The sequence below is a fragment of the Traorella massiliensis genome (assembly GCF_900104665.1).
Taxonomy (GTDB): domain Bacteria; phylum Bacillota_I; class Bacilli_A; order Erysipelotrichales; family Erysipelotrichaceae; genus Traorella; species Traorella massiliensis.
In genome coordinates, this window is the sequence record NZ_LT629966.1 from 122262 (window position 1) to 147020 (window position 24759).

A 24759-nucleotide genomic window follows, 5' to 3' on the forward strand; every position below is an offset into this window, starting at 1 on the left:
AGTCGATATCTTATATGATATTTCTCATCCGCTAATTTAGTTACTCCCAGCCGTTCATAATCTTTCAATACTTTCGGTACTGTGTACTCTTTTCTATTCGTTTTATACAATTCCTTTAATGACTGATAAATCTCATTCCTGATAATCAATGCTATGAATGATACGAACACTTTGCTTTCAAGTTTCTCTTCCGAATGTACTCTGAATACATCATTCCCTAAATATGTCTTTTCCATCCTGAATATCTTTTCCACCGCATCCCTATCCCGATATGTTTCCAGCGCTTCTTCTGCACTCATCTTTTTTGACGTCACTATCGCAAAATATCCCGCTTTATTTATCAGCTTCATGATTTCGTTATCTTTTCTTTGATAATTCATGAAGTATCCATTCTCATCAAATCCCAATCGATAATATTTCTCATAGCTTTTCACATCTTCTGCTTTCTTTATCTTTTTCTCTTTCTTCTTCTCTAACTCCTCATCCATCTTATTGAATCTGTTATTGATCGTAATCTTTTCTTTTTCCGCTTCTATTCCATTATAATATACATGCACATATTCTTTTTTTCCTGTATTGAATAAATCCTTCTCTACTGTCATCCCGTACAGTTCGTATCCCTGCATATAATTTGAATATCCGTTCTTTAATACTGCTCCTGCTTCTTCTGCCGCTTCCTGTATGAACTTTGCATTCCCCTTCGTCATCAGTATATAGTCATAATTATGCTTTTCGAAATACCTTATATTCCGTAATGAAAAATATCCCCTGTCCAGTATGAATCCTATTTCCCTGCATCCGTACTGCCGGGCTCTCTCCACCATCTTTTCACATTCCGTATTGTCGATGATGCTTCCCGGAAACAATTCATAGAATAAAGGCACCTGATCCGTCTGATTATATCCTATTGATAAATTCACTTGCGGTAATTCATCACGATCCTTCGCATGTCCGTATTCTGCCAATTCAAGATTTCCTGCAGCACTGTTCATATTCGTCGAATCATAAGCTATATAGATTTGCTTCTCAACATGCATATGTACCCACGATCTGATGAACAAATCGATATCCTTTACTTTTATTTTTTTAAACAGTCTTCCTATCGCATTATCATCGAAGTTCTCTGCACTGAACAATGTGTGATTATATCCATAGTCTTCAAAATACTGCATTACGTTATTTTCGCTCATCATCATATATGTCGCTATATCCAGGATCTTGTCCGAATCATCTTTGAAAATCGTCTCCAGCAGTTCTTTTAATCCATTCCCAGCACTTATCTTGTCCGCCACAAAATGAGGTCCCGCAATAACGAAGTCTGCTTTATCTCCGGGTTCATTCTGTTCATATGGAAATATTTCAAAATAGTTCCTGTTTGGAATCAGCTTTCCTTCTTCGTTAAGTTTTCCAATAGCTACTCTTACTGGTCTGGTTTGTTTTAATTCTGGCGAATATTTAACCCTTTGTGTCAAGTACACATAACTGCCACTTCTGCCTTTTATGATGACTGTTCTTTCAGGTAAATCCACAGGATTTTGATGCATAAAATCATCCTTTCTATAGATGTATATTTATACATCTATTATATCATACTCTTTCCGAACAGAAAAGCTCAAATACGCTTATTTTATCACCTATTTGAGCTATTTATATTTTTTCTTTTTTATAGATGTATAAAACTAAATTAAGTTAACGATTTATATTTTTTCTTTTTTATAGATGTATAAAACTAAATTAAGTTAACGATATAAATAAAAATTTAGTATATTGGGTATTATTGTAGGAAAATTGTCTTTGAACAAGTCTTAAATAATATTTTAACTTATGGTATAATTAGAACTAGGAATAGTGCAATGAAGATTTTAATATTTGAAGACAACAAAAGCGATTATGATAACTTAACAGATTGCATATTTAAATTTTTTAATGAAAAAGGCATGAGTTATAAAATAGATATATGTCCTAATAAAGAATTCTTATTTAACAGTATTAATAAATATGATATTTTATTTTTAGATATAGAATTAGGTGATGAAAATGGAATCGATCTTGGATTGGAGTTACGGCAAAGACATGAAAAGTGTATTATTATCATTACCTCTAATTTCGCAAAATATGTTTTTGACGGATACAAAATTCATGCAGACAGATATTTTCTTAAACCTATAAACTATATTGAGTTTAAATTGGAAATGAATTCAGTTATCAAAAATTATATGTTCTATGAAATGGGAATTAATGATCCGGAAATAAGTAAGAAAAAAATCTATTACAGAGATATCCTGTATATCGATATATATGATCGAAAATCAAGAATACATCTTATGAATGGAACGATACTTATAAGTTCACGCCCATTATATGCATGGGTAAAAGATTTGGAAAATCTGTATTTTGGTCAGCCTCATAAAACTTTTTTAGTAAACTACAATCATATTAGTGGTTTCAAAAAAAATGATATCATTTTAATTAATGAAGAGCTGATTCCTTTATCACGCCATTTTAGAAAGGAGTTTGAGCAAGGTTATATCAACTATTTGCACGAAACATTGTAAAATATGAACTACATAATATTATCAAATTTTTTTGTACTTTCAATATTAACTTATTTAGGATCTGCCTTTCTTCCTTTTCGCTACGAGAAGGTCTATAAGCGTATCATTATTTTTATAATTTCATTTTGTCTTATGACTCTTATAAATTACTACGGTGCTTCTTCTTTTAAAGCATGCTTTATCTTTCTTATAATGTTATTTCACTTGCTTGGAATATATAAAGCACCAATATCAAAGCTACTCTTTGTTTTATTACCATTTTATATTATTATAGCTGTTTCAGAAATACTTACTGCAAACATTTTCAATATATTGCTAGAGCTTGATGAACACACAAAACCAAATACCATAGAATATTTTTTTGCATTATGTGTTTCTAACACTATGGCATTCATTATTACAATATTCTATATAAAATTTAGTAAGATATTTAAAGATTCAAATTTACCAAAATATACATGGCTTATTTTTATTCTTCCAGTGACTACCATTATCTATATGGTCAGTATTGAAAACTATTATGAAATTTACCAAAACAACGTTATTCTTGTATTTATTTTAGTTGGTCTGTTTATATCAAATTTAGTGGTAATTTATATTTTCTTTAGAGTTACCGAAATGATCAGTCTAAAAAAAGAAATGGAATTAATACAAGTCAAAGAACAAATGACAAAGCAGAAATTAGATTTGCTTGATCAATACTATAAAAATAATTTTGATTTCTTACATGATTTTTTAAATCAATGTAATAGTCTTAGGAAATTAATAAATGAATGTAAAATAGAAGATTTAAAAAATGAAATGAATAAATTAATAGATTTTACTTATCGAGAATTTAATACTTTATATTCCAATTCTGCTGTATTAAATACAGTATTAGAAAGTAAAAAAGAAACTATTATTAATAATAATATTTATATAAAAACAACAATGGAATATACTGATTTTAGTTTTATGACATTATATGACCAAACAAAGTTATATTCAAATTTATTAGATTTAGGCATTTTTTATACTAAAATGAATAACAGTGATCAAAGAACTATAATTATTAAATCATTTAATCAAGATAATCAAATAATTATTCACGAAAAAATCTATTGTAATACCAAACCAGAAATTTTTTTAAATAAAGATGACTTATTCGATATATTGAATAAATATTCTGCTACCGTTTCAACAAAATATTTAGGAAATGAAAGTATTATGAGTATTATAATTTCTTTTAAACAGTGAAAATAATTATGTAAGAGTAAATCATGGTATAAAAAAAACATTTTTGCTAATTTCTAATAATTCCGTTCTTTTTAATTTGTTTTTCATTTCATATTTCTCAAACTCAATTTTAATATTTTTACAAATAATACTGAATGGCACAACTGATTTAAGTTATCGTGGAAATAATCTTATCTTTAAATGACATAGAACCAAATCGTGTATCAGCATAATTTGGTTCTATGCCTATATTTAAAGGTTTTTTCTCCACTATTTTTAAGTGTTCCGGTTTACTTAAAATCGCAAAATATCGGCGCTTTAAAAAATAGCGGGGAAAAATAAAAAAACCTTTAAATATTAGCGGGGTGAATTTACCCCGCTGAAATTTTAAAGGAGCCTACTTTCATTCTAAAAATCAATCATTAATTAAAGGTTATTTATGTTTCCTATAGGTGACTCTTTTGGCGCCTTTTCTTTTGACTTTTGTCTTCTTTTCAGTAATAGAGTAAGTTTCATATAGGTTCTGCGAATAAAGAAACTTGTTCCTTGCTCTCTCAAAATTAGTAAATCCGTTGGCATTGCTGATGATCTTTTTTATATAAGTATTCTTTCCTTCGATAGGTCCGTTTGATAAACGCCTTTCATCAATCCATACAAATGAGTTTAAGATTTCATCCTTCCAGCTTCGAAGAGTCCCCGCACATCCCTTCATTTCCTCAATGCCTGAATCAAGCATATCCTTGAAAAGTTTATTCAGCTCTTCTTCTTTTGTCTTCCGATTGGTGAAACGCTTCCTGTCGCTGCTGTTGAAGCGAATAAATCTTTCCTTTAGAAAATAAGCTGTTTTTAAATGGCTATCCATTTGAAGAAGCAGATCAGCCAGATCCCTTTCTGTGATGGAATAACCCAGAATCATATCCTTTTTCTTCTTTTCGAATTCCAGTTCATTTCGATTCTTCAGTAACAGCTCGTATCTGTTTTTCAGAAGGCTGTAGGAAAACATATCACCGTTTTCTTTCTTCCTGCGCATGATCCGTTTTCTCAGAGTGTTCAGTGCATCATTGACTCTTTTTGCAGCGTGGAACGGATCGATGCAGACAGCAGCATTGGGGAAATACACAGAGGCAATATCCCTGTAGTTGCGGTACATATCGATGATGATATACTTTACAGCTTTTCTTTCCCGCAAAGGGATGGAATAGAAATAGTCACTTAAATGTTGGACATGTCTGGATTCAAGAATATCGAGGATGACTTTCTTATGGAAATCCATCATGATGAAAGCATATTTATAGCGTGAGCGCCGGTTGAAATAGAATTCATCCCAGCACAGGATATCTGTTAAGTGTTTTCTTGGGATTTGGACATGTTTATCAAAGATATCGACAACCGTTCCGACCGAGAGTCCGTAAGTGGACGCAACAGAGGAAAACGTGGAGTTGTAAGGCTTCAGAGCTTCCAGCACGCTGATGATCGTGGAAGGAGCCACCGACTTGCGGGTGGAGCCGAAAGGATGGTTTTCCACAAAAGACTTTCCACAGTGTTCGCATTTCAGACGTCTTCGCTTTGGTACTATGTCAAGAAAAAGTACCAGTTAAATTGATAGTTTTGTAATTTTGTAGTGATTGTATTTGACGATTGTAATATTCTTTTTCATATGAATCTGGACTCATGTATTGACAATGTCCATGTATTCTCACTGTGTTGTAAAATGTTTCTATGTATTCAAACACTAATCTCTTCGCTTGTTCATAATCCCATATTTTATATCTGTTTATCCACTCCCTTTTCAATAATGAATGAAATGATTCTATGCATGCATTGTCCCATGGTGTCCCTTTTTTTGAATAACTTCTCTTTAAATCTTTAGTTAATTCTCTGTATTCCTCACATGTAAACTGTATGCCGCGATCACTATGTATGACCAGTGGATGATTCACATTTCGCCGCTTCTTGGCTCTTTTAATGACTTCCAAAACTGATGAGGCTTTCATGTCCTTTGTAAGCACCCATGCTATGATCTTTCTTGAATACAGATCCATGATGCTCGTTAAATAGACAAAGCCATCTGTATATGTCCATATATACGTGATGTCTGTACACCATGCTGCATCCGGCTTTTCAGGATTGAAATCCCTTTTGAGGATATTCTTGAGTTTGCTGCTGAAATCTTTTGATATCGTTGTTTTTGTTTTGGGCTTGATGTAGCACGCTTTTATGCCCATTTCATGCATATAATTGGTTACTGTCTTCTGTGATATTTTTAGTCCTTTTTGTCGGAGAATATATGTTATTTTTGGTGCTCCATAGACTTCCTTGCTTGTTTCATAAATTCCCCTGATCATCTTCTTGATTTTCTCCTTATTGCTCTGTTGCTTTGATTTCTTTCGATGGAGCCAGCTGGTCAAGCCACTTCGTGATATGCCGATAATCCTACATACTGACCTTATTGAAATGCCTCTTATTCCTATATTTTGTTCAACATATTCCTTTACTGCCTGATAGATGGCAGCTACTGGCTGTTGAGAATGTTCATAGCTTTTTTTAATATTTCAACAGCATCCTTAAGGTCTCTGTTTTCTTTTTTCAGACGTGCAATTTCCTTAGCTTCATCACTTGAAAAATTGCCAGAGCCCCTAAAAACATTCGATTTATCATCGGTTGAAGCATATTCATTCACCCATCTGTAAAGAGAACTTGTAGATATTCCAAGATTTGATGCCACCTCTTCACAGGTTAAATCAGGATGTTCTTCTTTGTATTTGACTGCATTTATTTTAAATTCTTTATCAATGACTTTCTTTTTACTGCTCATAGTATTCAAAACCTCTTTTCAATTTTATAAACAATATCTGTATATCTTTCTCGCAATAAAGATAGTCTTTTCTTTATTAAAAATCAAGATTGATCTTTGGAGAATTTCTCAGTTTAACTGGCCCTAAATTAATACTAGCACTACTTATAATAGACAACAGAATTGAAGCGAATAAAGATCTTCATGTGGAGCTTGCGGATCTTATAGTCCTTAATGGAGTGAGTGAGAGAGCCGCAATTCGGACAGATATGGTCTTTGAGCTTCAGAGTGACGAGGAAATCCTCATTATGAAAGGAAGAAACAGACTCAATGGAATCAATTTCTTCCTCTTTTAAATTTAAAGCATTAATGATAGAATGATTCATAGCTACCTCCTTTGATAAGAATGAAATAGACCAGTAAAATTCTATCAAAGCGAGGTAGTTTTTTTAACCCCATCTAAAATTTAAAGCGAGGAAAGTCTTATCCCACTCAAAATTTAAAGCAGGGGTCATTTCCCACGATAATTTAATATACCAAAATATCATAAACATAATATTTATAACAATATTTTTTTAGGTGTAAGTCTTAATATATAAATTATTGGCAAAGCAGAAGTAAAAATAACTACTACTATTATATTTGCATAAACCTTACCAATAAATGTAATATCAAATTTAGTTTCATAATTTCTTAGAAGATCTTCTTGAGATAAATCCTCTATATACACATATTTACTTGCCTCTAGCTGATTATCAATCATTTGATTAGCAATTGTTTTACCTATTTGCTGTCCTGAACCCATTGAAATCGTAATAGCTAAAAAACAGATAACAAAAATTTCAAGTATATATTGGATAATAATCCTGCTTTTACTTAAACCCATTGAATAAATAATACCGATTTCATATCGACGATCTTTTAAAAAGATAAACAAGGTTACACTTAATAACGCAATCATTGCAATATTCGTTAAATACGACAGTATACCTGCCAAATCTAATAATAAATCTAATGGAGTAGCAATTTGCTCATAGATACTCTGTGTAGTTATAACCTGAAAATGTGATTTTAACACAGGATAATAATCTAAAATGTCGTAGTATCTATTTACATCATTCATGTCTGCCATTTTGATTTCGATTTTTTCTAAGCTAAGAGTAACAGTATTTATAGATTGAGGATATAGTTCAGATAAGCTTTGAAATTGTTCATATTCGTTAATTATAGTTGTATAGGGTGTATAAATACGAGCATCATAATTTCTACTGTCATAGGTATTATAATCATCAATAATCTCTTGTTTCTTAAAAATTCCTATAACTGTATAATAAGAAACTTCCTGATAAATAACATTAAACTGTGAATCATATAAAATTTTTTCAACTGGAATACAGTCATAAATTTGAATTTTATTTCCATCCATTAAGAAATTATCACTAATAAGGATTACTTTTTCACCATTTTTAACTTCATCTTTAGTAAATGATCTTCCACTTATAATCTCTATTTTCTGATTTGCCTGATCAAGGAGTTGATTTTCTTGAGTTCCATATAAATGAAGAGTGTTAGGAAGAGAACATTCCAATTCTTCTCCATTTGATTTTCGATATGTAAGATCATGTGCATAAAAACCATTTAGTAAAAATTGTGCATCACTATATTGTACTGTCCCTGTTTCTTTTAATGAATTGAAATATTGTATTAATTTCTCAACATTTTCCCTATACTCACCACTATATTCCTGGTAACGATTGGTATTATTTTTAATTTCTAGTTTGGCACCTAATTGTTGCATAAAATCCTTTTGTAAAACATTCATTGAATTTGAAATACATAAAGAAGCACATAATACATTTCCCAAAAGAAATACAATCATAAATAAGATTAATGATTTTGATAATCTTCTAGTAATACTTAGCCATATACATTTAAAAAAACTCATAGATTAGTAGTAAAATTTTGAACTGATGAATCTAACTGTAGAATAACATCAGATTGTAAAGCAATCTCTCTATCATGAGTAACCATGATGATGCATTTATTCTTTTTATAGGCTAAGTTTTTAAATATACTAACAATTTGCATGCTTGTTTCATGATCCAAATTACCGGTAGGCTCATCAGCCATAATAATATCTACATTTATACTCAGTGCTCTGGCAATGGCCACTCTTTGTTGTTCACCACCTGAAAGATGTGTAACTCTCCGCTTTGCATCTGTCTTACTAATACCTACCTCTTTTAAATATAAATAAGCATCTGCTTCATTAATTTTTCTTGAATTTTGGCTAATGCCCATAGCCATCATTACATTTTCAAGTGCGCTCATATATGTTATCAGATTATAATTCTGAAATATCATGGCAATACAATAACGGCGATAAGCGTCTAAGCCAATTTGATTGATATCAGTTCCTAAATACTCAATTATACCCTCCTGCTGCGTTTCAAGACCTCCGATAAGTGAAAGAAAAGTTGTTTTTCCTGAACCGGAAGCCCCTAAAATAGTATAAAAAATACCTTTTTCAAATTTGACATTAACATGATTTAATATCGTTCTTTTTTGACCGCCATCTTTATATGCAAAACATAAATCTTTCGTTTCTAAAATAGTCATATTCCTGGTATATTATAAATGACTCATTTAATAGTCATTTACAGTATACTTTTCCTTTCTATCAACCCTTTAAACCGTGGTTGATTACGGTTTTGTTAATCTGTAAAATTGAATAATGTGAATGTGGATTTGTATTATTCCTTGTGGCTTGACTACTTTAAGGAGGTTCTTACCACACCTTATTCCTAAATAATGATGAGTTAGATGAGTCTTTGAATTCGTATTTTGAACCAGGTTTTGTGGTTTAAGTGTTGTGGATACCATTTTCACGTATTTTAAAGAAAGGATTTTATATCATGAAATTAGTTGGAATCGACATTGGAAAGAATAAACACTTCTTTTGTATCATGGATAAAGATACCGGAGAACTTATCGTTCACCCTGCTTCTTTCTCTAATGATAAACATGGCTTTGATCTGCTTATTCAAAATCTTAAACCTTACTCTAAAAAATCTATCTTAATTGGTATGGAAGATACCGGACACTATCATTTTGCTTTGTTGAGATTTCTTCTGGATAGAAACTTCTCCGTTGCTCTTATCAATCCTACAACCACTGATTTTTCCCGTAAAATGCAAGGTGGTATTACCAAAAATGATAAGCTCGACACTTTGACTATTTGTGATGTCCTGGATACTCCAGAACGTAAAAAGCAGTATCGTATCACGAAAGTTAACAGCTTCGATCTTTATGAACAGAAACAGTTAACCAGACATCATCATAATCTGAAGGAAGAGCTCAATGTCTACTCAAACCGCCTGCAAAGGTGTATTGATATTGTATTCCCTGAATTCAACAGTCTGTTTGATTCCAAATATAGCCGTGTATATATGGCGGTGCTTAAAACTTTTGGCAGTGCTGAAGCTATCGCTAATGCTGATATAAGAAGGATTCGTCGATGCTTTGAATACAAAGGCAGAGGAAGACGTATTTCTTTAACCCCTGAAATGCTTAAGGATCGTGCAAAATCCTCTGTTGGAATTCCTTCATCAGCAGACGTTATTCAGATCAGACATCTGGTCGATCAAATAGAATTGATCCATGAGCAAATTACTGAAATAGATAAAAAAATAGAAGAGTTCTCGCTCAAGACAAACTCTCCTATCCTCTCCATACCAGGAATTTCTCATTTCTCTGGTACTTCTATTTTAGCGGAATTAGGAGATATAAGCAACTATTCTAATGCAAGAAAAATCATAAAGGCTGCAGGGGTGGCCCCTTACCATTACGAATCAAGTCAGTTTGCTGCACAGCATACAGCTATTGCCAAGAAAGGATCAAAGTATCTTCGAAAGACCTTGTATCAGATCATACTGACAGTTATTCGATGCAATCCTGTATTCAAGGAATACTATCAGCTTAAGATCTCTCAAGGCAAGGGACATCGCTGTGCTCAAGGACACTGTGTAAGAAAGCTGCTTAGAGTTATCTATCATTTAGTCACTACGAATCAGCCATTTAATCCTGATTTGTTAAGATAAATAATTAACTTCAAACAAATTTTAGAAATTCCCTTCATCAAGGTTGTTTTCATCATGCCCAAAAAGTACAAATCACTATTCACTTTTCAAAGAACAGCTCCAGCTAACATACAAAACTAGAAATTTTATATTTTCAAACTTTTTCATCTAATTCTCTTGATTTTTATATAGTTAGCTCCTACATCAATAAATCCTTTGGTTTCTGTTTGAATTGCTTAGCTAGTGGAAGCAATGCTGATAAGCACAATAATATACATCCAATTCCCATTATGATAATACAATATTCGATATCAATGTTAATCGAAATTATTTCATCTACTTGCAATTGTTCAGTGATAATATTCTGAGATAATTTACTGCCGATGATTCCACTAGAAAAAACAGAAAGAGAAAGCCCTAATAACCCAATAATTAAAATTTCTCCTACCATTTGCGCTAAAATATTTTTCTTATATTCGCCTATAGCTATAAGGATACCAATTTCTTTGGTATGATCTTTTAAATATAAATAAACAATTAAGGTTGTTATCAAAATACTAGCAACTATTGAAGTGCAGATTATTATCAATGATATTGAACGAAGATTTTCGAGAGTTCCTTTTACTGCAAAATAATTATCAGCAGAAGTCAACATATGATAATATGGATTATTCTTGTTCAGTTCTCTGAATTTATCCTTGAATATTTTCAAATTCTCTGGATTTTTCAATTCAAAAATAAGATTTCTGTATGAAAAAATAGTTTCATCAAAATATCCTGTCTTTGAAATATCAGCTTTTCTGATTTCGTCTCGCATTTGAGATAATGTGCTATAAGGTATGTATGAATCATACAATATATCTTCCCAAACCGCACTATTTTCTTCACGAACAATGTATTTGCCAATAACTTCAAACTCATAATCTATTCTATTTAAAATAACTGCTTCATTCGTTTCATTATTCCATTCATAGTTCTGATAAGTGACTCTGATTTTATCACCAATCTGAATAATTGAGCCATCACGATAGGTCGTATTTTGATCCAATACAATTACTTGAGCGTTATTATCATTATCCTGCTGTGTTATGAAACGGCCTTCTGCCAAATCAATTATATTTTTTTGTTCAAGCATAGAATCAGCTTCTATACCGTTTAGCTTTAATCCCCCTTCGTCAACATCATAAAAGAAATGATAATCAGGATATGAAAGATCAGAAACAAAACCATTCATCTGTGAACTTAATTGCAAATAACTTGCTTTAATTTCATCATCCTTTTTTAAAGTATTGAATATATCAAATATATGGCATTGAAGCTCATAATATTCATCATCGCTCAATATAGCATAATTGTATTCTTCAGTTTGACGGATAATAGCAAAACTATCAAGGTTTTCTTTAATGGATGTTGATAGAATATCAAAAGCTTTATAAATTATATAAGAACCACCAGTAAAGGTGCCTAATAGCAAGATAGATAAAAGCAACAGCAGACTTTTAAAAGGCCTTCTTACGATGCTGATAATAATTCTTTTGATTATTGACATGAAGATTCCCCCTAAAATTACCGCTTAAATTACTATAAAACGGATTTGATAATCCGTTTTAGTTAACTGTATAACTTGACTCCATTAAGGACTGTCTTTTAATTTTAAAAGTAAAAGTATACTGTCTTTCAGTACCTCCTGGTGGTGTATGTTTTACTGCTACGGTTACTACTAACGTTTCATTCGTATCACTACTAGCACTACCACTATGCCCTTCGCCGATTATTCTTACAGAACCATAATTTGTTGTTGCACTACAATTTCCGCTTCCATCAATATATGAAACAAAATATCCAGTACCGGTTAGTGTTTTTACACAACTAATGTTTACTTTTAAATATTGGGTTTTGCTATCATTAAAGTAAATTGTGTGAGAATATCCTAAATATTCTTGTGCTGGACCTCTCTCAACAACCAAATTTTCAGGTGATGCAAATGTGGTATTTTCCGTAGCATGAATTGGAAGCATTAATGAACAAATTAGTGAAGATATAGTTAAAAACGATAATAAAAATTTTTTCATATATTTCTCTCCTTATATTTAATAACTAGCATATATAACTAGTTGTGTAACTGTCGCTCCGCTTGACAAATAAGCATTTAGAGTTGTTTTTCCACTATACTTATTAGGATCAGCTATATTAAATGTTGTCGTTGAACCACTAATACTATATCCTTTAACAACAACATAATGAGAATTACCATTTGCAAGTCTCATACCTACAATTACCGGAACACTGTTGTTGATTTGTGTTACCAGTTCAGAATTAACATACGATGTTGTTAATCCAGAAGTTTTATTAGCTACTTTTTTTATATTATATGCTGAAGCTGCAGCATCCCAATACAATGGACAAGCGTTTGACCCCAGCTTACTATTTACTTGAGCAGGTGTATAGTTTGTCCCATTTAAGTAATTTGCAACCATTGTAAATGATGTCAATGCACAACCTGCACTTGCAATAGTCAAGCCACAGCTTTGCATGACATTGCTATAGTCATTTTGGTAAAGATTTGTAATAAACAAATTTCTTGTTGTTGCGTATGGCTGAATTTGAGTGCCAGCGTTACCATTTGCTACACTAATCCAATCTGGATCAATATAATCTTCACCTTCGATAGCAACACATGGATTACAACTGATTTCTGTGCTTTCAGCCTTAATATTTATAAAACTAGAATTAAGTAAAAATATGCTACATAATAATAGAGATAAAATTTTTTTCATATAAGTCACCTCCAAATATCTCTATGCTAGAAATTATTTAAATATAAGATTCAATTTAATGGTTTCTAAATTTTATAGTTAGAAACGCTTTATCACTCTAATATCTAAGTATAATAAACTGTTTAGATGTAGTATAATCATTAATTAAAGTTTAAATTTTATCAATATTCATTGATTAAGATTAGATGATTAAATATTATGTTACAACATTCAACTAAATATTTAATCAATCTAATTTCCAAAATAATTCTATTATTATGAGCAAAATAAGTTTTCATATATTTCCCTCCTTCTCCATAATTTAATGACTTTAACTACACTCGAAATATAGCATATAATTTTTTTACAAACAATAATATTTGCGTAAGAAGCAAATTTCTTGAGTAAAATGCAATAAAAGAAATTTGATATATTAAATAATTTATAGATCAGATAAGGTATTAAAATATATAGAAGAACAAAACTCAGTTAACTTATTAATCATCAATAAGTTATCTAAATCTTCAATTGTTACAATTTTTTAGAGGGTAAAATGATGTATACAAGTTAAATTTAACCACATTTAATCGCAATGACTCTTTGGTGAAATGTTTAGTTCTAATTTTTTACTTATTAACATGCTGTTCTTACTTAAGAAAGTTTTTTAAATAAAAAGCCTGATTTACTTAAAACCCAGGCAATTTCTATTTAGTATCAGTTAATACCTATTTTTCTTTTAATTAAACTTAGATATCTTAGTGAAACAGCATTTATAATCCCTGCTTAAATCTACTTTCTTGTCAGTACAGTAACAGACTCTATCCAAGCTGTCTGTGGAAACATATCTAGAGGTATTACTTTGTTTACCTGATATTTTTTCTTAAGTACTGCGAGATTTTTTCCTAGTGTTGCTGGATTACAAGATATGTATATGATCTTTTTAATTCTGCTTCTTAAGATGACATTCAACATATTCTCATCTAATCCGCTTCTTGGAGGATCTACCACTAACATATCAATTTCCTTATGTTTAGAAAGATATTCCAATTTATAAGCAGCATCATCACAGATAAAATGCATATGATCAAGACGGTTTTCCTTGGCACTCATATTTGCATTCACTACAGCATCTTTAACACTCTCAATACCAATAATTTCTTTTGCATTATCTCTTAATGTGAAAGAAATACCGCCAATACCACTATAGGCTTCAACTAATAAGTTGACTTGACCAGCTTCTTCCTTAACAATGTCATATAAACGATTGGCTTGTTGTGTATTTAACTGAAAAAAAGAACGTGGTGATAATTTCACATGCACCCCTTTTAAATCAAAATCTAGAAATCTTTTTTCAGAAAGAGGAATCATTTTATTACCGAAGATTTCTACTGTTTTCTTTTGTGTATGAATACTTTGCCACAAAGAAATCACAGAAGGAATCTTCAAGATTCTTTGTACACATTCTTCATCAATCACATCTTCTCCGGTTACTAAAGTAACTTGTGCATGATTTCCAAGCAGACGAATGGCTAATGTACGGAAACCTTTTTTGACAGATGAATCATATGCCTTATAATGATAATCATTTAATATAATCAGAATTTCTTTACGTATCCGTTCAATTTGTTTATCATGAACGATACATTCTTCAATAGGAGTAAAATAATTTGAATTTGGCTGAAACATTCCTGTAACCAGCTTCTTTCCTTCCATACCAAATGGAATCTTGCAGGCATTGCGATAATGAAAGATTTGATCGCTTTTAATGATTGGTCTGACTAATGACGATGAAACCGAGGCATATTTCATTAGACTCTGTTTAAGATTTTCTTCTTTCATCTGACACTGTAATTCATAGTCTGCAATCATCAATGAGCAAGCCTTGCACTGTTTATAAATGTGGCACTTAGGTGTACATCGATGTTTTGATTTATGAATGATCTGCCTTGTTTTCGCAGTCATGTAAGTTTTATTTTTTTCTATGATCTCTGCTTCAACGGTTTCTGAAGGTAAAGCTCCCTCCACAAATACTGGCTGACGATCCACATAACCAATACCTTCTCCATTAATACCACTTTTCTTAATTTCTATTTTCATATTTTTCTTTAACCTTTCTTAACATTCTTGTTTCAATATCCGCACAGAAATGGAAAAACCAATTCCGACGATTTTTTTCTTTTTTTGTATGAATAAACTGGGTATTTAAAACATATCCCATATAAATGATCATTGAAATCACCAGTACTGATAAAAATAAAACCATTAAAGAAGCTAAAGGACCATAGATCGAATCATAATTGGTAAAATGATAAACGATTTGAAAAAACAAAAGTCCTACCAGATATATCGCAATCGTTGAAAACAACGCTCCTATCAGCCCATAACTCTTTCCTCTATCTTTAAATGTACATAAATGATAGAAGACATAAAAACCGACAAATGCTGCTGCAAAATACAAAACAGGCACATATATAAACGATATTCTTCCTAAATAAGAAGTCAGCATCACACATCCGATTACATATAGATAGATTAACACAAATTCAAAAACACTATAAATACGTATGGACCATTTAGGATAATCTACTTTTTCTACGCTTATTGCAATTAATAAAAATGAATAGATACAGCGACTTGCAAGAAATAAAGAAACACCCATTGATATCATAGATACTAAAATAGAAGAACTGCTTTTATTTAAAAGAAAATCAATAAATGGTGAAATAAGTTCTACAGGCATTATTTGAGAAAGCAAGTGAATAACCTGATTTATATCAATGTTTAATAACTGAAAGGATGCCACAAAAACGATCAATGCAGGTGCAATCGTCAAAAGCAATGAAAACGATAAAGAATATATAAAAAGACTTCCTTCAAATGAATTGATTTGATCAATACAGGCGATAATTTTTCTCATGACTTCATTATATCCGAATATAGGCTATTCATTCAAATACTTTGTAATCAAATTTAATAATTCTTCATCTTTTTCACTTAAATACACTGTATATTTATCGAATACAGATATAAAACTCTTTTCTTTTTCCTTTAATACTTGAAGTAAATGTTCACTTGCATTTTCAAAAATAAATATTTCTTTTTCATTAAATACAAGCAGTGTCTTAAGAGCAATAAAATCGCTAAAATCCTTTTCATTAATGGAAAAATATTCAAAAACAGCTGCTTTCTCCATTTCCACATATACATCTTTTGTTTCATATAATGCATTTTCTAAATCCTCCAGTTTTCTAACCGGTGTACAGCCAACAAACATAAGACAGATCATAAGCAGTAGTTTTTTCATGTTCCTCCAAAAAAAAGAAGTAAATATTACTTCTTAATCTGCACTTGCCCAATCAGGCATTTCGTCTCCTCTTTGTAATAAAACAGCTTTCTGAAATTCTGTTTGATTCAAAAAAACCAAAATATTTTGTATTTCTTCCTCACTACATCCAATAAGAAGCTTAGCTTCACAATCTCTTTTTAATATATCGGCAGTTACTACGATAGCTCCTACCTTAGTACTTTTAATACTTCCTTTAAAAACATCGATTGGAGACTGATCGCTGCCCGTACTATCGCTCAAATACCCATAATCAACCGGATATACAAGATTAGAATATTTATAATGACATGTATTTTTTGGGCGATCAATCACTAGCTGACTGGATAGATATAAAGTATCTAGTTTTTGCCAAAAAAAGGCGTTGTTTTCATATGCGTTCATATTATTTACCTCCTAAAACATCACTCTTACGCAAGCTTTCTTTATATCGGATATGCTGCGGCATCCACACATCATCATCGTTTCCTTTAATTCATTTTGAATCTGATGAAGATAAGTTCTGACACCATCTGCATGATATCCTATTGCCGCAATGGAGAAAGGTCTGCCAATTAATACACCATCAGCACCTAACGCCAATGCCTTAAAAACATCACTGCCGCTTCTGAAACCGCCATCGACAAATACTTTCATATGATCACCAACAGCATCGGCAATTTCTTCTAACACTTCAATCGTTGACAAGCTATCCTGAAGCACACGCCCTCCATGATTGCTTACCACGATTCCTGCAGCACCCGCTTCCATTGCTTTCTTAGCAGCATCAACTGTCATGATTCCTTTGAAAATAACAGGCATCTGAGCAGCTTCAACAATTTCCTTCAAACCTTCTGTATCTTTAAATTCAACTGCTGGTGTTCCTGTTTTTAATGAAACCAGACCTGCTGCATCTATATCACTACAACATACGCTACATCCGCTTAATTTAATCATCTCAATGCGCTTTTTCATTTCATCTTTCTGCCAAGGTTTGATCGTCGGAACGATCCATCCATCATGAGCAGCTTTAAGGGGCTCCATGAGCACATCTAAATTCTGACCATCGCCACTAAAAACGATCGTTTCTTTTCCACAGCCTTCAACCAAAGCATATGTATATTCGTATTCGCTCATATCAGCACCATAATTTGCTTTTATATTGCCAATCGGTGCAACATAAACAGGTAATGCTACTTTACTTCCAAAAAAATCACTTTCAGTAGAAACTTCTTCATTTGAAGCAATTACATTCATATTGACACAAACTTCTTTTAACTTAGAAACATTTCTTATAAAAGTTGAACCATTCCCTTTGCCGCCACTTCCCGGTGTCTGTCCAGCACATACAATCCCATTACATTCCCTGCAGGCTTTACATTTCGTCATCTTACTTCTTGCCTGTCTTTTTATTTCATCTATATCATTCATTATTTTCACTTCCAATTGTTATTATATCGTACTTGAAAGGTATTTTCAATTCTTTTCATTATTTTCATTACTTTTCAAAAAAAGCAGGAATCATTCCTGCTCTTCCACCTTATCTAACTGATATTTCTGTATGTATTCATCAAACTGTTTTTCTGTCAAATTAGCCCCCACAAAAATATCTTCTACTTCGCCATCTTTCACAAAATAAAAGGTAGGTGTTAATACATCTGTTTCAGAATAACCTTCCGGTATTTGATCTGCAGGATTTGGATGCTCTGCCACAAAATCATAAACTGACTGTGGATCTTTTTCATTATCCAGTACTACTTCATTAAATTCAAAACCATGATCACGAATATAGTCTGACAAAATATTTTCTTTAAAATCCTCACAATTGTGACAAGATTCCATTGTAAAGGCAAACATAAAAGTTTCCCCATTCTCCATTCTTTCAAGCACTTCATCTAATGATAACGTATGAATCGTTCCCATATCTGTCGATCTATCATAACTTGGCTGTGATGAACATCCAAACAAAGCAAGACTCATACATAATCCCAATATTAATTTTTTCATTGAAATACCTCCAGCAATTAAAGATTATATCATATTCTACGAAAAATACAAACTACTCCTCTATTTTATCTAACTGATACTTCTGAATAAGCTGATCAAACTCATCCACGGATAAATCGCCACCAATATAGATTTCCATCACTTCTCCCTCTTCTATAAAGTAAAACGAAGGTGTTAACACATCTGTTGGCAGCAAGTCTGAAGTCAGAAACTGTTCTGGATTAGGATGTTCTGCCACAAAATCAGCAGCTTTTTGAAAATCATCACTTCCCATGTCTAAAACGACTTCGTTAAAATCAAAGCCATGATCCTGAATGTAATAAAATAAAACATTCTCTTTGAAATAAAGACAGCTTGAACATGTCTCTTGTGTAAATACAAACATAAATGTTTCATCATTTTCAATCATTTCATTCACTTCATCCATGCTTAACTGGCGTAAACGTGCCGTACTTGTATCACGTGGATAAGATGGCGAACAGCCAGCCATTAGCAGCATAGTTATACAAGATAATAATATTTTTTTCATGTTACCTCCTTTTAAAAAAAGAAAATGATCATTCCTCATCATCTTCTATTTTATATACTACATGCTTTTTAAAATTTTTTTGTATCTTACGTCGATCTAATGACTTGAATTCTAAAATTTTCTGATTTTTAAGCTTAATTTTCACAACATCTGTATCAAACAATTTACGCTGATATTCATAATTTTCAATATCAGTATAATATATCAGATAGCATTCGCCATGATGATCATCCAAATAAAAAACTACAAAATCATCACTAAATTCAACAGTTGTCTGATTTTTTGAAAACAAAAGCGAATACCCACTGAAAAAAAGCAAGAGAACTCCCATAAAAAAATAAGAATCCTGAAATAATAAAATAAATCCTGTAACCGCAACAAAGCACATCGACATGATAGGCTTTGATTTGATTCTTGCATCAACTACATAGTTTGCAGGCAGATTACGACATTTAAAACGATTGCTTTTGATTTTCATATTACCCTCAAACATATTATACTTCAAAATGAAAACTTTTCAATATATTCCCAAAATTCCACATAATTAAGACTTTTCCACATAAAGAAAAGGGATCCAATCCCTTTTAATCAGCCAATGTCATAGTAATCGTAGCTTCTTCTAAACCAATCTCATCATCGTTTGGCAGACGTACAGAAGTAATTCGAAGATTATATAAAGGAATAAATGCTTCGGTTACGACACCTTTTTGATATTGGTCCCGAGACATATCCACCACTGTCCGTTCAATTTCAAATACATACGTCTTTCCTTCCTCAACCTGAGAAATCAGTTCATCCCCTAAATAAATCACGAATGGACTACTCTGAAAATGACTGACAACAGCACAAAGCGGACGCTCAGGATGAATGGCATAATTTGGAATCAGTGAATGAACAGTGACAGTAAACCCACCACTAAGCACGACCTTCACCATTCCTTTTTCATCGCTCACCTCATTTAGCTGTTTAACTTGTTCAAGTTCTACTTCGAGTTTATGATTTTCAGCTTCAAGATCACGGATCTCATCTGCCAGCTCATCTCTATGGGCAACGACTACATTATATTTTTCATTCAAATTATCGTATTTACTCTTAGAAATATTGTTACAGCCACTCAAGATTACAAACAATGCCACAATTATGATAAAATACTTTTTCTTCATAAAATTTACCTCCCTTATCTATTCATTCTCTAGTATCTTTTCTATCATTATATTATCATTTTTACTCAATAAATAAAAGTAGATAAGGTGGTCGTTCTTTTACAAATTTTTATCATATTTTCTATTAGTAATTATTTATCATTCAAAAATTTCCCCATCTGGTGTAACAATTCTTTCATAAACTTCATAATTCTTACCACTCAGCTGAATAGCTTCTCTTATCGTTTCTAATAAAGGTTTACAGCATGGCGCATTCATCGCAATCACTTCCACGCTTTCAAAATCTACATTTTTAAATAAAGCCGTACATTTTTCTAATAAATGATTCGTCAGATCATTTTTAGGACAGGCAATTAAGGCTACATGATCCCGAATAAAATCCTGATGAAAATTAGCATAGGCATAGGCTGAACAATCGGCCGCAATAAGCAGTCTTGCATCCTTTAGATAACGGTTATTAGAATTAACACTGGTAATCTGTACCGGCCAGTTATATAGTTCTGAGGTAGCTTCACAATCACACTCATCACCTACACAGAAACTTTTGACCTTTGGCTGAAAGCTCATCGCATTTTCCTGACAAAACTGCATACAGTAGCCATTATTGTCACATCTTTTTTCATTTACGACGTGTACTTTTCCATTTATTAATTGTAAAACTGAATTCGTACAAACTTTTACACAGTTTCCGCAGCCATTACATTTTGATTCATCAATGACAACTCTGTTTTTCATTGTTCTCACCCATTTTCATTATACAATTTTTCCCAAGTTCTTTCATGTCTTATGCTTATCATTTTAAAAGAACCCGTCTTATTGATCCGAACGGGTTCTTCTTTTCTTTTCTGTTTTATAGGATGATTTTCTTGAAGATGATTTTTTCTTTTCAGAAACTGCTTTATGACCTTTGCCACCATCTAATTTAACTGTGACATCAAATCCTTTGATCTTACATGAATGCATGCTGTTAAGTACCAGATCAACGGCACTGTTTTCAATATCCACCAAAGCATAAGAGCTTTTCATTTCAATCTTGCCGATCATATCACTTGAGCCATTTGTATATTCCGCAATGGCTGCTACGATATGACTAGGCGTTACTCCCTGGTTTTTACCAACATTCACATGTAAAGTAGTTGTTTCGCCTTCTTTAAAATTACGTTGCTTGTTTTTTCTCTTTTCAGGTTCTGTAATATGTACATCTAATGGCTTATAGCTCAGCGATATCAATGCTCCTACAAGATTTTCAATCGCAACGCCTTCACTTAACAGCTCATTAGCAATTTCAAAAGTCTGTGAATTGATACCTTCTGAACAAGCTTGAAGTACTTTCTCGATATATTTTCTTTTATTAAGTTCGATCAGCTGTTCACTGCTTGGCAATGGAACATTACGAATATGGGTTTTCGTATATCTTGAAATATCTTTGATAAAACGTTTCTGAGCACTTCCTGAAACAAGCGTTACCGCTAATCCTTTTTTTCCTGCTCTGCCGGTTCTTCCTACACGGTGTATGTAATATTCATGATCTTGCGGGATATCATAATTAACTACCAGATCAATATCATCGACATCAATACCTCTTGCTGCAACATCGGTTGCAATTAAAATTGGATAATTACGTTGTTTGAACTGATTCATGACCCTTGTTCTTACTTGCTGTTTCATATCACCATGCAAGCCAATTGCTTTGATATCATGCTGATTCAGTTCATCAACCAGCTCTTCTACCATCTTTTTTGTATTTGTGAAGATCATGGTTAAACTTGGATGCAGCGTTTCTAAAACAACACGCAGTGCTTCCCCTTTTTGTCCTCGACGACATTCATAATAAATCTGATCAACCGTATCGATCGTACGCTGGGCACTTTTAACTTCAATCATCACAGGATCATTTTGAAATTGCTGAGTGATCTTCAAAATTGCATCCGGCATCGTTGCACTGAACAGTGCCATCTGATAGCTTCCTTTTTCCATGTAATTGAGAATCGTCTCAATATCTTCCTTAAATCCCATATTCAGCATTTCATCCGCTTCATCTAAGACAACCATGCTGATCTCATCCAGTTTAAGTGTCTTACGACGCAAATGATCCATGACTCTTCCTGGAGTTCCTACTACAATATTACAGCCTCTTTTTAGAAGACGAATCTGATTCTCGATGGATTCTCCGCCATAGATCGGAACGATTTTTACGCCCTCTTTATATTTGGAGAACTTTCTTAGTTCTGTCGCAATCTGAATATCCAGTTCTCTTGTTGGTGCCAGTATTAAAATTTGGGGACTACGTATCGATGGATCGACTTTTTCAATTGCCGGCAGCCCAAAAGCGGCCGTCTTTCCTGTACCGGTGTTACTTTTTCCAAGAACATCTCGATTTTTCATTAAAACAGGAATTGCATCTTCCTGTATTTTAGTTGGTTCTAAATAACCGCACTCTTCAATTGCACGATTTATCTCTTCGCTTAAACCTAGTTTATAAAAATTACTCATTTTTTCCTCTTTCTATCGTTATCTGTACCACTATACCATTTATTGTCAGTAAATGCAAAAGAAATCCTCTTTAGTGTCTTTTTTTCGAACATTTCTGATAGGTTCCCATTTTTTCACAAATTATCAACAATAAAATAAACGGTTTTAGCGTTATAATAAAAATGGTGATTATTGATGAATGAAATAGTTGAAGCATTACCTCGAATACAAATACAGCTTGAAAAAACAATGCTGCTTTACCAGGCAGCCTTAGAAGAGGTTTTAACACGTATCAATATTTTAAATAGAGAATTTAAGATTGCTAATTCTTATAGTCCGATCGAACATATTTCTTCACGTATCAAGACTCCTAAAAGCATTTTTAAGAAAATGCAGAAAAATAATATTGAAATGACAACAGAAAATATGGTCAAACATATTGATGATATTGCCGGAATACGTATCGTATGTAAATTTACAAGTGATATTTATGCAATCGTTAATTTGTTGGAAAAGCAGCATGATTTAAAAATCCTTGTTCACAAGGATTATATCAAGAATCAAAAACCTAGCGGTTATCAAAGTTATCACTTGATTGTCTCCGTTCCAGTCAATCTGGCAGAAGGATGCATCAATACAAAAGTAGAAATCCAGATTCGTACCATTGCCATGGATTTTTGGGCCTCTATTGAACATAAGATTCGTTATAAATATGAAAAAGATATACCTCCTCATATTCAACGTGAATTAAGAGAATGTGCAGATATCGTAAAATTTTTAGACAAGAAAATGCTGGCTTTAAATGAAGAGGTTCATCAGGAGGAAGCTGATCAAAATGATGACTATGAAGAAATGATTGATTCGCTAAAGAAAATAATTGTTGATTCATCGCAAAAAAAGACTTTATGATGAAGTCTTTTTTCGTTGTCTTTTCATTTCTTCTAAAACTAAAGATATATGAATGCTGAAGCTTTCAGACATTATAGGACTTTGTAAAAGTCCTTTTTGGATACAGTCGATCGCATGATCGATCTCCCCTGTAAAATCACTTTTTTGATTTACTTCAATGCGTTCTTCATGACCTTGGATCACGATCTTAGCTTCTGTATTTTTCCAAAAATCAGTAACTTCGATACTTCCTTTTTCTCCGATAAGAATGCCTTTATTTTCTTCTTTGTTTAACCAGCTTGATTTAAGTGTTGCGAGAATGCCATTCTCATATTCAATCTGACACTGGCATTCAAAATCACAATCAAAGTTTTTATAGGTATTGACATGAAAGTTCATCCGTTTGATCGGACTTTGTGAATATAGATGAGCAAAACAAATAGGATAGACTCCTACATCATAAAAACTTCCACCCATCTTTTCTTCTACGTTCCATTCTTTTAAATTTTCTTCATTAAATTTTGCACAGTATTGGGCATTGATCGTATGGATAGGACCTATTTCATGTACTCTTTTTAGGAGTTCTTGCTGGAGCGGGGTAAAACAAGTTTTATGAGCTTCCATAAGAAAGCAGTGATTCTGTTTTGCTATTTCAAATAGTTCTTTTATTTCCTGGCTGTTAGCTGCTAGAGGCTTTTCTATAATAACGTGTTTTTGATGAGACAGGGCTTTTTGAGCGAGCTTAACATGTGTTGGATTTGCCGTTGCAATATAGATTAGATCAACAGCAGGATCATGAAAGGCTTCTTCATAAGAATAGATATGACTTATATGATGTTTCTGGGCGAATGCTGCAGCCTTTTGTTTATCTCTAGAGGCAATGCCATAGAGATTTCCTTTCGAATACTGAATTCCTAAAGCAATGCGTTCAGCAATGTGACCACAGCCGAGAATGACGATATTGATCATAAGCAAGAAA

General features: G+C 32.4%; 26 protein-coding genes. 4 read left to right on the top strand and 22 right to left on the bottom strand.

Annotated elements, in window-relative coordinates; genetic code table 11:
- A partial coding sequence (locus BQ5367_RS00815) for an IS1634 family transposase (RefSeq protein WP_071440694.1) occupies window positions 1-1544 on the bottom strand: 1544 nt, incomplete at its 3' end.
- A 309-nt stretch (window positions 1545-1853) separates the two neighbouring features.
- Between BQ5367_RS00815 and BQ5367_RS00820 the strand changes: the two genes are divergently transcribed.
- Entirely contained in the window at window positions 1854-2555 is a 702-nt protein-coding gene (locus tag BQ5367_RS00820; protein ID WP_071440695.1) for a LytR/AlgR family response regulator transcription factor, read from the top strand.
- A 3-nt stretch (window positions 2556-2558) separates the two neighbouring features.
- Window positions 2559-3791: a CBF/MAK21 family protein gene (locus BQ5367_RS00825; RefSeq protein ID WP_143052324.1), complete on the top strand. Its 1233-nt coding sequence runs from the start codon at window positions 2559-2561 to the stop codon at window positions 3789-3791.
- Window positions 3792-4203: 412 nt separating this feature from the next.
- Here the strand turns inward: BQ5367_RS00825 and BQ5367_RS12940 are convergent, their stop codons facing one another.
- The 6 genes from BQ5367_RS12940 to BQ5367_RS00855 form a co-directional block, all read right to left on the bottom strand.
- Entirely contained in the window at window positions 4204-5364 is a 1161-nt protein-coding gene (locus BQ5367_RS12940; RefSeq protein ID WP_083383112.1) for an ISL3 family transposase, read from the bottom strand.
- Entirely contained in the window at window positions 5348-6319 is a 972-nt protein-coding gene (locus BQ5367_RS00835) for an IS3 family transposase (protein ID WP_083383113.1), read from the bottom strand. Before BQ5367_RS00835 ends, BQ5367_RS12940 begins: the two co-directional genes overlap by 17 nt.
- A complete protein-coding gene (locus BQ5367_RS00840) occupies window positions 6283-6585 on the bottom strand; it encodes a transposase (protein WP_071440699.1) in 303 nt (100 codons plus the stop codon). The genes BQ5367_RS00835 and BQ5367_RS00840 overlap by 37 nt, the downstream gene beginning before the upstream one ends.
- A 140-nt stretch (window positions 6586-6725) precedes the next feature.
- A complete protein-coding gene (locus tag BQ5367_RS00845; RefSeq protein WP_071440700.1) occupies window positions 6726-6950 on the bottom strand; it encodes a hypothetical protein in 225 nt (74 codons plus the stop codon).
- A 173-nt stretch (window positions 6951-7123) separates the two neighbouring features.
- Window positions 7124-8362 (bottom strand): FtsX-like permease family protein, encoded by a 1239-nt coding sequence (locus tag BQ5367_RS00850; RefSeq protein ID WP_161940457.1) that lies wholly within the window; start codon window positions 8360-8362, stop codon window positions 7124-7126.
- Window positions 8363-8505: 143 nt separating this feature from the next.
- A complete protein-coding gene (locus tag BQ5367_RS00855; RefSeq protein WP_071440702.1) occupies window positions 8506-9183 on the bottom strand; it encodes an ABC transporter ATP-binding protein in 678 nt (225 codons plus the stop codon).
- A 296-nt stretch (window positions 9184-9479) separates the two neighbouring features.
- Here BQ5367_RS00855 and BQ5367_RS00860 point away from each other — a divergent pair, with 296 nt between their 5' ends.
- Window positions 9480-10664: an IS110 family RNA-guided transposase gene (locus BQ5367_RS00860; RefSeq protein WP_071440703.1), complete on the top strand. Its 1185-nt coding sequence runs from the start codon at window positions 9480-9482 to the stop codon at window positions 10662-10664.
- A 178-nt stretch (window positions 10665-10842) separates the two neighbouring features.
- Here BQ5367_RS00860 and BQ5367_RS00865 read toward each other — a convergent pair whose 3' ends face one another.
- The 14 genes from BQ5367_RS00865 to BQ5367_RS00930 all read right to left on the bottom strand — a co-directional run bounded on the left by BQ5367_RS00865 (window position 10843) and on the right by BQ5367_RS00930 (window position 22913).
- Window positions 10843-12192, bottom strand: a complete 1350-nt coding sequence (locus tag BQ5367_RS00865; protein ID WP_071440704.1) for an FtsX-like permease family protein — start codon at window positions 12190-12192, stop codon at window positions 10843-10845.
- A 58-nt stretch (window positions 12193-12250) separates the two neighbouring features.
- Window positions 12251-12715, bottom strand: coding sequence for a hypothetical protein (locus BQ5367_RS00870; protein ID WP_071440705.1), 465 nt, complete (start codon window positions 12713-12715; stop codon window positions 12251-12253).
- Window positions 12716-12733: 18 nt separating this feature from the next.
- The gene (locus BQ5367_RS00875) at window positions 12734-13420 is read right to left on the bottom strand and encodes a C39 family peptidase (RefSeq protein WP_071440706.1); all 687 of its coding nucleotides are present in this window, start codon (window positions 13418-13420) and stop codon (window positions 12734-12736) included.
- Window positions 13421-14188: 768 nt separating this feature from the next.
- The gene (gene rlmD, locus BQ5367_RS00880) at window positions 14189-15496 is read right to left on the bottom strand and encodes a 23S rRNA (uracil(1939)-C(5))-methyltransferase RlmD (protein ID WP_071440707.1); all 1308 of its coding nucleotides are present in this window, start codon (window positions 15494-15496) and stop codon (window positions 14189-14191) included.
- The gene (locus BQ5367_RS00885) at window positions 15480-16316 is read right to left on the bottom strand and encodes a YihY/virulence factor BrkB family protein (RefSeq protein ID WP_071440708.1); all 837 of its coding nucleotides are present in this window, start codon (window positions 16314-16316) and stop codon (window positions 15480-15482) included. The genes rlmD and BQ5367_RS00885 overlap by 17 nt, the downstream gene beginning before the upstream one ends.
- 24 nt (window positions 16317-16340) lie before the next feature.
- Window positions 16341-16703, bottom strand: coding sequence for a hypothetical protein (locus tag BQ5367_RS00890; protein ID WP_071440709.1), 363 nt, complete (start codon window positions 16701-16703; stop codon window positions 16341-16343).
- Between the two features lie 33 nt (window positions 16704-16736).
- Window positions 16737-17126 (bottom strand): Inorganic pyrophosphatase, encoded by a 390-nt coding sequence (locus BQ5367_RS00895; RefSeq protein WP_071440710.1) that lies wholly within the window; start codon window positions 17124-17126, stop codon window positions 16737-16739.
- A gap of 12 nt (window positions 17127-17138) precedes the next feature.
- Entirely contained in the window at window positions 17139-18152 is a 1014-nt protein-coding gene (locus BQ5367_RS00900; RefSeq protein WP_071440711.1) for an alpha-hydroxy-acid oxidizing protein, read from the bottom strand.
- Window positions 18153-18242: 90 nt separating this feature from the next.
- A complete protein-coding gene (locus BQ5367_RS00905) occupies window positions 18243-18728 on the bottom strand; it encodes a thioredoxin fold domain-containing protein (RefSeq protein ID WP_071440712.1) in 486 nt (161 codons plus the stop codon).
- A 52-nt stretch (window positions 18729-18780) separates the two neighbouring features.
- Window positions 18781-19257, bottom strand: coding sequence for a hypothetical protein (locus tag BQ5367_RS00910; protein WP_071440713.1), 477 nt, complete (start codon window positions 19255-19257; stop codon window positions 18781-18783).
- A 28-nt stretch (window positions 19258-19285) separates the two neighbouring features.
- Window positions 19286-19735 carry a hypothetical protein gene (locus tag BQ5367_RS00915; RefSeq protein ID WP_071440714.1) on the bottom strand — a complete coding sequence of 150 codons (450 nt, stop codon included), beginning with the start codon at window positions 19733-19735 and terminating at the stop codon, window positions 19286-19288.
- Window positions 19736-19841: 106 nt separating this feature from the next.
- On the bottom strand, window positions 19842-20420 hold the full coding sequence (locus BQ5367_RS00920; protein WP_071440715.1) for a bZIP transcription factor: 579 nt from the start codon (window positions 20418-20420) through the stop codon (window positions 19842-19844).
- A gap of 138 nt (window positions 20421-20558) precedes the next feature.
- The gene (locus BQ5367_RS00925; protein ID WP_071440716.1) at window positions 20559-21155 is read right to left on the bottom strand and encodes an ATP-binding protein; all 597 of its coding nucleotides are present in this window, start codon (window positions 21153-21155) and stop codon (window positions 20559-20561) included.
- A gap of 78 nt (window positions 21156-21233) precedes the next feature.
- Entirely contained in the window at window positions 21234-22913 is a 1680-nt protein-coding gene (locus tag BQ5367_RS00930) for a DEAD/DEAH box helicase (protein WP_071440717.1), read from the bottom strand.
- A 174-nt stretch (window positions 22914-23087) separates the two neighbouring features.
- Between BQ5367_RS00930 and BQ5367_RS00935 the strand changes: the two genes are divergently transcribed.
- Window positions 23088-23801: a GTP pyrophosphokinase gene (locus BQ5367_RS00935; RefSeq protein WP_071440718.1), complete on the top strand. Its 714-nt coding sequence runs from the start codon at window positions 23088-23090 to the stop codon at window positions 23799-23801.
- On the opposite strand, the gene BQ5367_RS00940 is transcribed toward BQ5367_RS00935, so the two are convergent.
- On the bottom strand, window positions 23796-24749 hold the full coding sequence (locus tag BQ5367_RS00940) for a Gfo/Idh/MocA family protein (protein WP_071440760.1): 954 nt from the start codon (window positions 24747-24749) through the stop codon (window positions 23796-23798). The two genes, BQ5367_RS00935 and BQ5367_RS00940, sit on opposite strands and share 6 nt — an antisense overlap.
- Window positions 24750-24759 lie beyond the last annotated feature (10 nt).

Excerpts from the sequence above, each read along its gene's own strand:
- BQ5367_RS00895 (WP_071440710.1), bottom strand. The coding sequence starts at position 17,126 with ATGAACGCATATGAAAACAACGCCTTTTTTTGGCAAAAACTAGATACT.
- BQ5367_RS00920 (WP_071440715.1), bottom strand. The coding sequence starts at position 20,420 with ATGAAGAAAAAGTATTTTATCATAATTGTGGCATTGTTTGTAATCTTG.
- BQ5367_RS00935 (WP_071440718.1), top strand. The coding sequence starts at position 23,088 with ATGAATGAAATAGTTGAAGCATTACCTCGAATACAAATACAGCTTGAA.
- BQ5367_RS00855 (WP_071440702.1), bottom strand. The coding sequence starts at position 9,183 with ATGACTATTTTAGAAACGAAAGATTTATGTTTTGCATATAAAGATGGC.
- BQ5367_RS00885 (WP_071440708.1), bottom strand. The coding sequence starts at position 16,316 with ATGAGAAAAATTATCGCCTGTATTGATCAAATCAATTCATTTGAAGGA.
- BQ5367_RS00925 (WP_071440716.1), bottom strand. The coding sequence starts at position 21,155 with ATGAAAAACAGAGTTGTCATTGATGAATCAAAATGTAATGGCTGCGGA.
- BQ5367_RS00840 (WP_071440699.1), bottom strand. The coding sequence starts at position 6,585 with ATGAGCAGTAAAAAGAAAGTCATTGATAAAGAATTTAAAATAAATGCA.
- BQ5367_RS00905 (WP_071440712.1), bottom strand. The coding sequence starts at position 18,728 with ATGAAAAAATTAATATTGGGATTATGTATGAGTCTTGCTTTGTTTGGA.
- BQ5367_RS00940 (WP_071440760.1), bottom strand. The coding sequence starts at position 24,749 with ATGATCAATATCGTCATTCTCGGCTGTGGTCACATTGCTGAACGCATT.
- BQ5367_RS00845 (WP_071440700.1), bottom strand. The coding sequence starts at position 6,950 with ATGAATCATTCTATCATTAATGCTTTAAATTTAAAAGAGGAAGAAATT.
- BQ5367_RS00865 (WP_071440704.1), bottom strand. The coding sequence starts at position 12,192 with ATGTCAATAATCAAAAGAATTATTATCAGCATCGTAAGAAGGCCTTTT.
- BQ5367_RS00825 (WP_143052324.1), top strand. The coding sequence starts at position 2,559 with ATGAACTACATAATATTATCAAATTTTTTTGTACTTTCAATATTAACT.
- BQ5367_RS00820 (WP_071440695.1), top strand. The coding sequence starts at position 1,854 with ATGAAGATTTTAATATTTGAAGACAACAAAAGCGATTATGATAACTTA.
- BQ5367_RS00875 (WP_071440706.1), bottom strand. The coding sequence starts at position 13,420 with ATGAAAAAAATTTTATCTCTATTATTATGTAGCATATTTTTACTTAAT.
- BQ5367_RS00890 (WP_071440709.1), bottom strand. The coding sequence starts at position 16,703 with ATGAAAAAACTACTGCTTATGATCTGTCTTATGTTTGTTGGCTGTACA.
- BQ5367_RS00860 (WP_071440703.1), top strand. The coding sequence starts at position 9,480 with ATGAAATTAGTTGGAATCGACATTGGAAAGAATAAACACTTCTTTTGT.
- BQ5367_RS00870 (WP_071440705.1), bottom strand. The coding sequence starts at position 12,715 with ATGAAAAAATTTTTATTATCGTTTTTAACTATATCTTCACTAATTTGT.
- BQ5367_RS00850 (WP_161940457.1), bottom strand. The coding sequence starts at position 8,362 with ATGCAACAATTAGGTGCCAAACTAGAAATTAAAAATAATACCAATCGT.
- BQ5367_RS00915 (WP_071440714.1), bottom strand. The coding sequence starts at position 19,735 with ATGAAAATCAAAAGCAATCGTTTTAAATGTCGTAATCTGCCTGCAAAC.
- BQ5367_RS00900 (WP_071440711.1), bottom strand. The coding sequence starts at position 18,152 with ATGAATGATATAGATGAAATAAAAAGACAGGCAAGAAGTAAGATGACG.
- rlmD (WP_071440707.1), bottom strand. The coding sequence starts at position 15,496 with ATGAAAATAGAAATTAAGAAAAGTGGTATTAATGGAGAAGGTATTGGT.
- BQ5367_RS00930 (WP_071440717.1), bottom strand. The coding sequence starts at position 22,913 with ATGAGTAATTTTTATAAACTAGGTTTAAGCGAAGAGATAAATCGTGCA.
- BQ5367_RS00910 (WP_071440713.1), bottom strand. The coding sequence starts at position 19,257 with ATGAAAAAAATATTATTATCTTGTATAACTATGCTGCTAATGGCTGGC.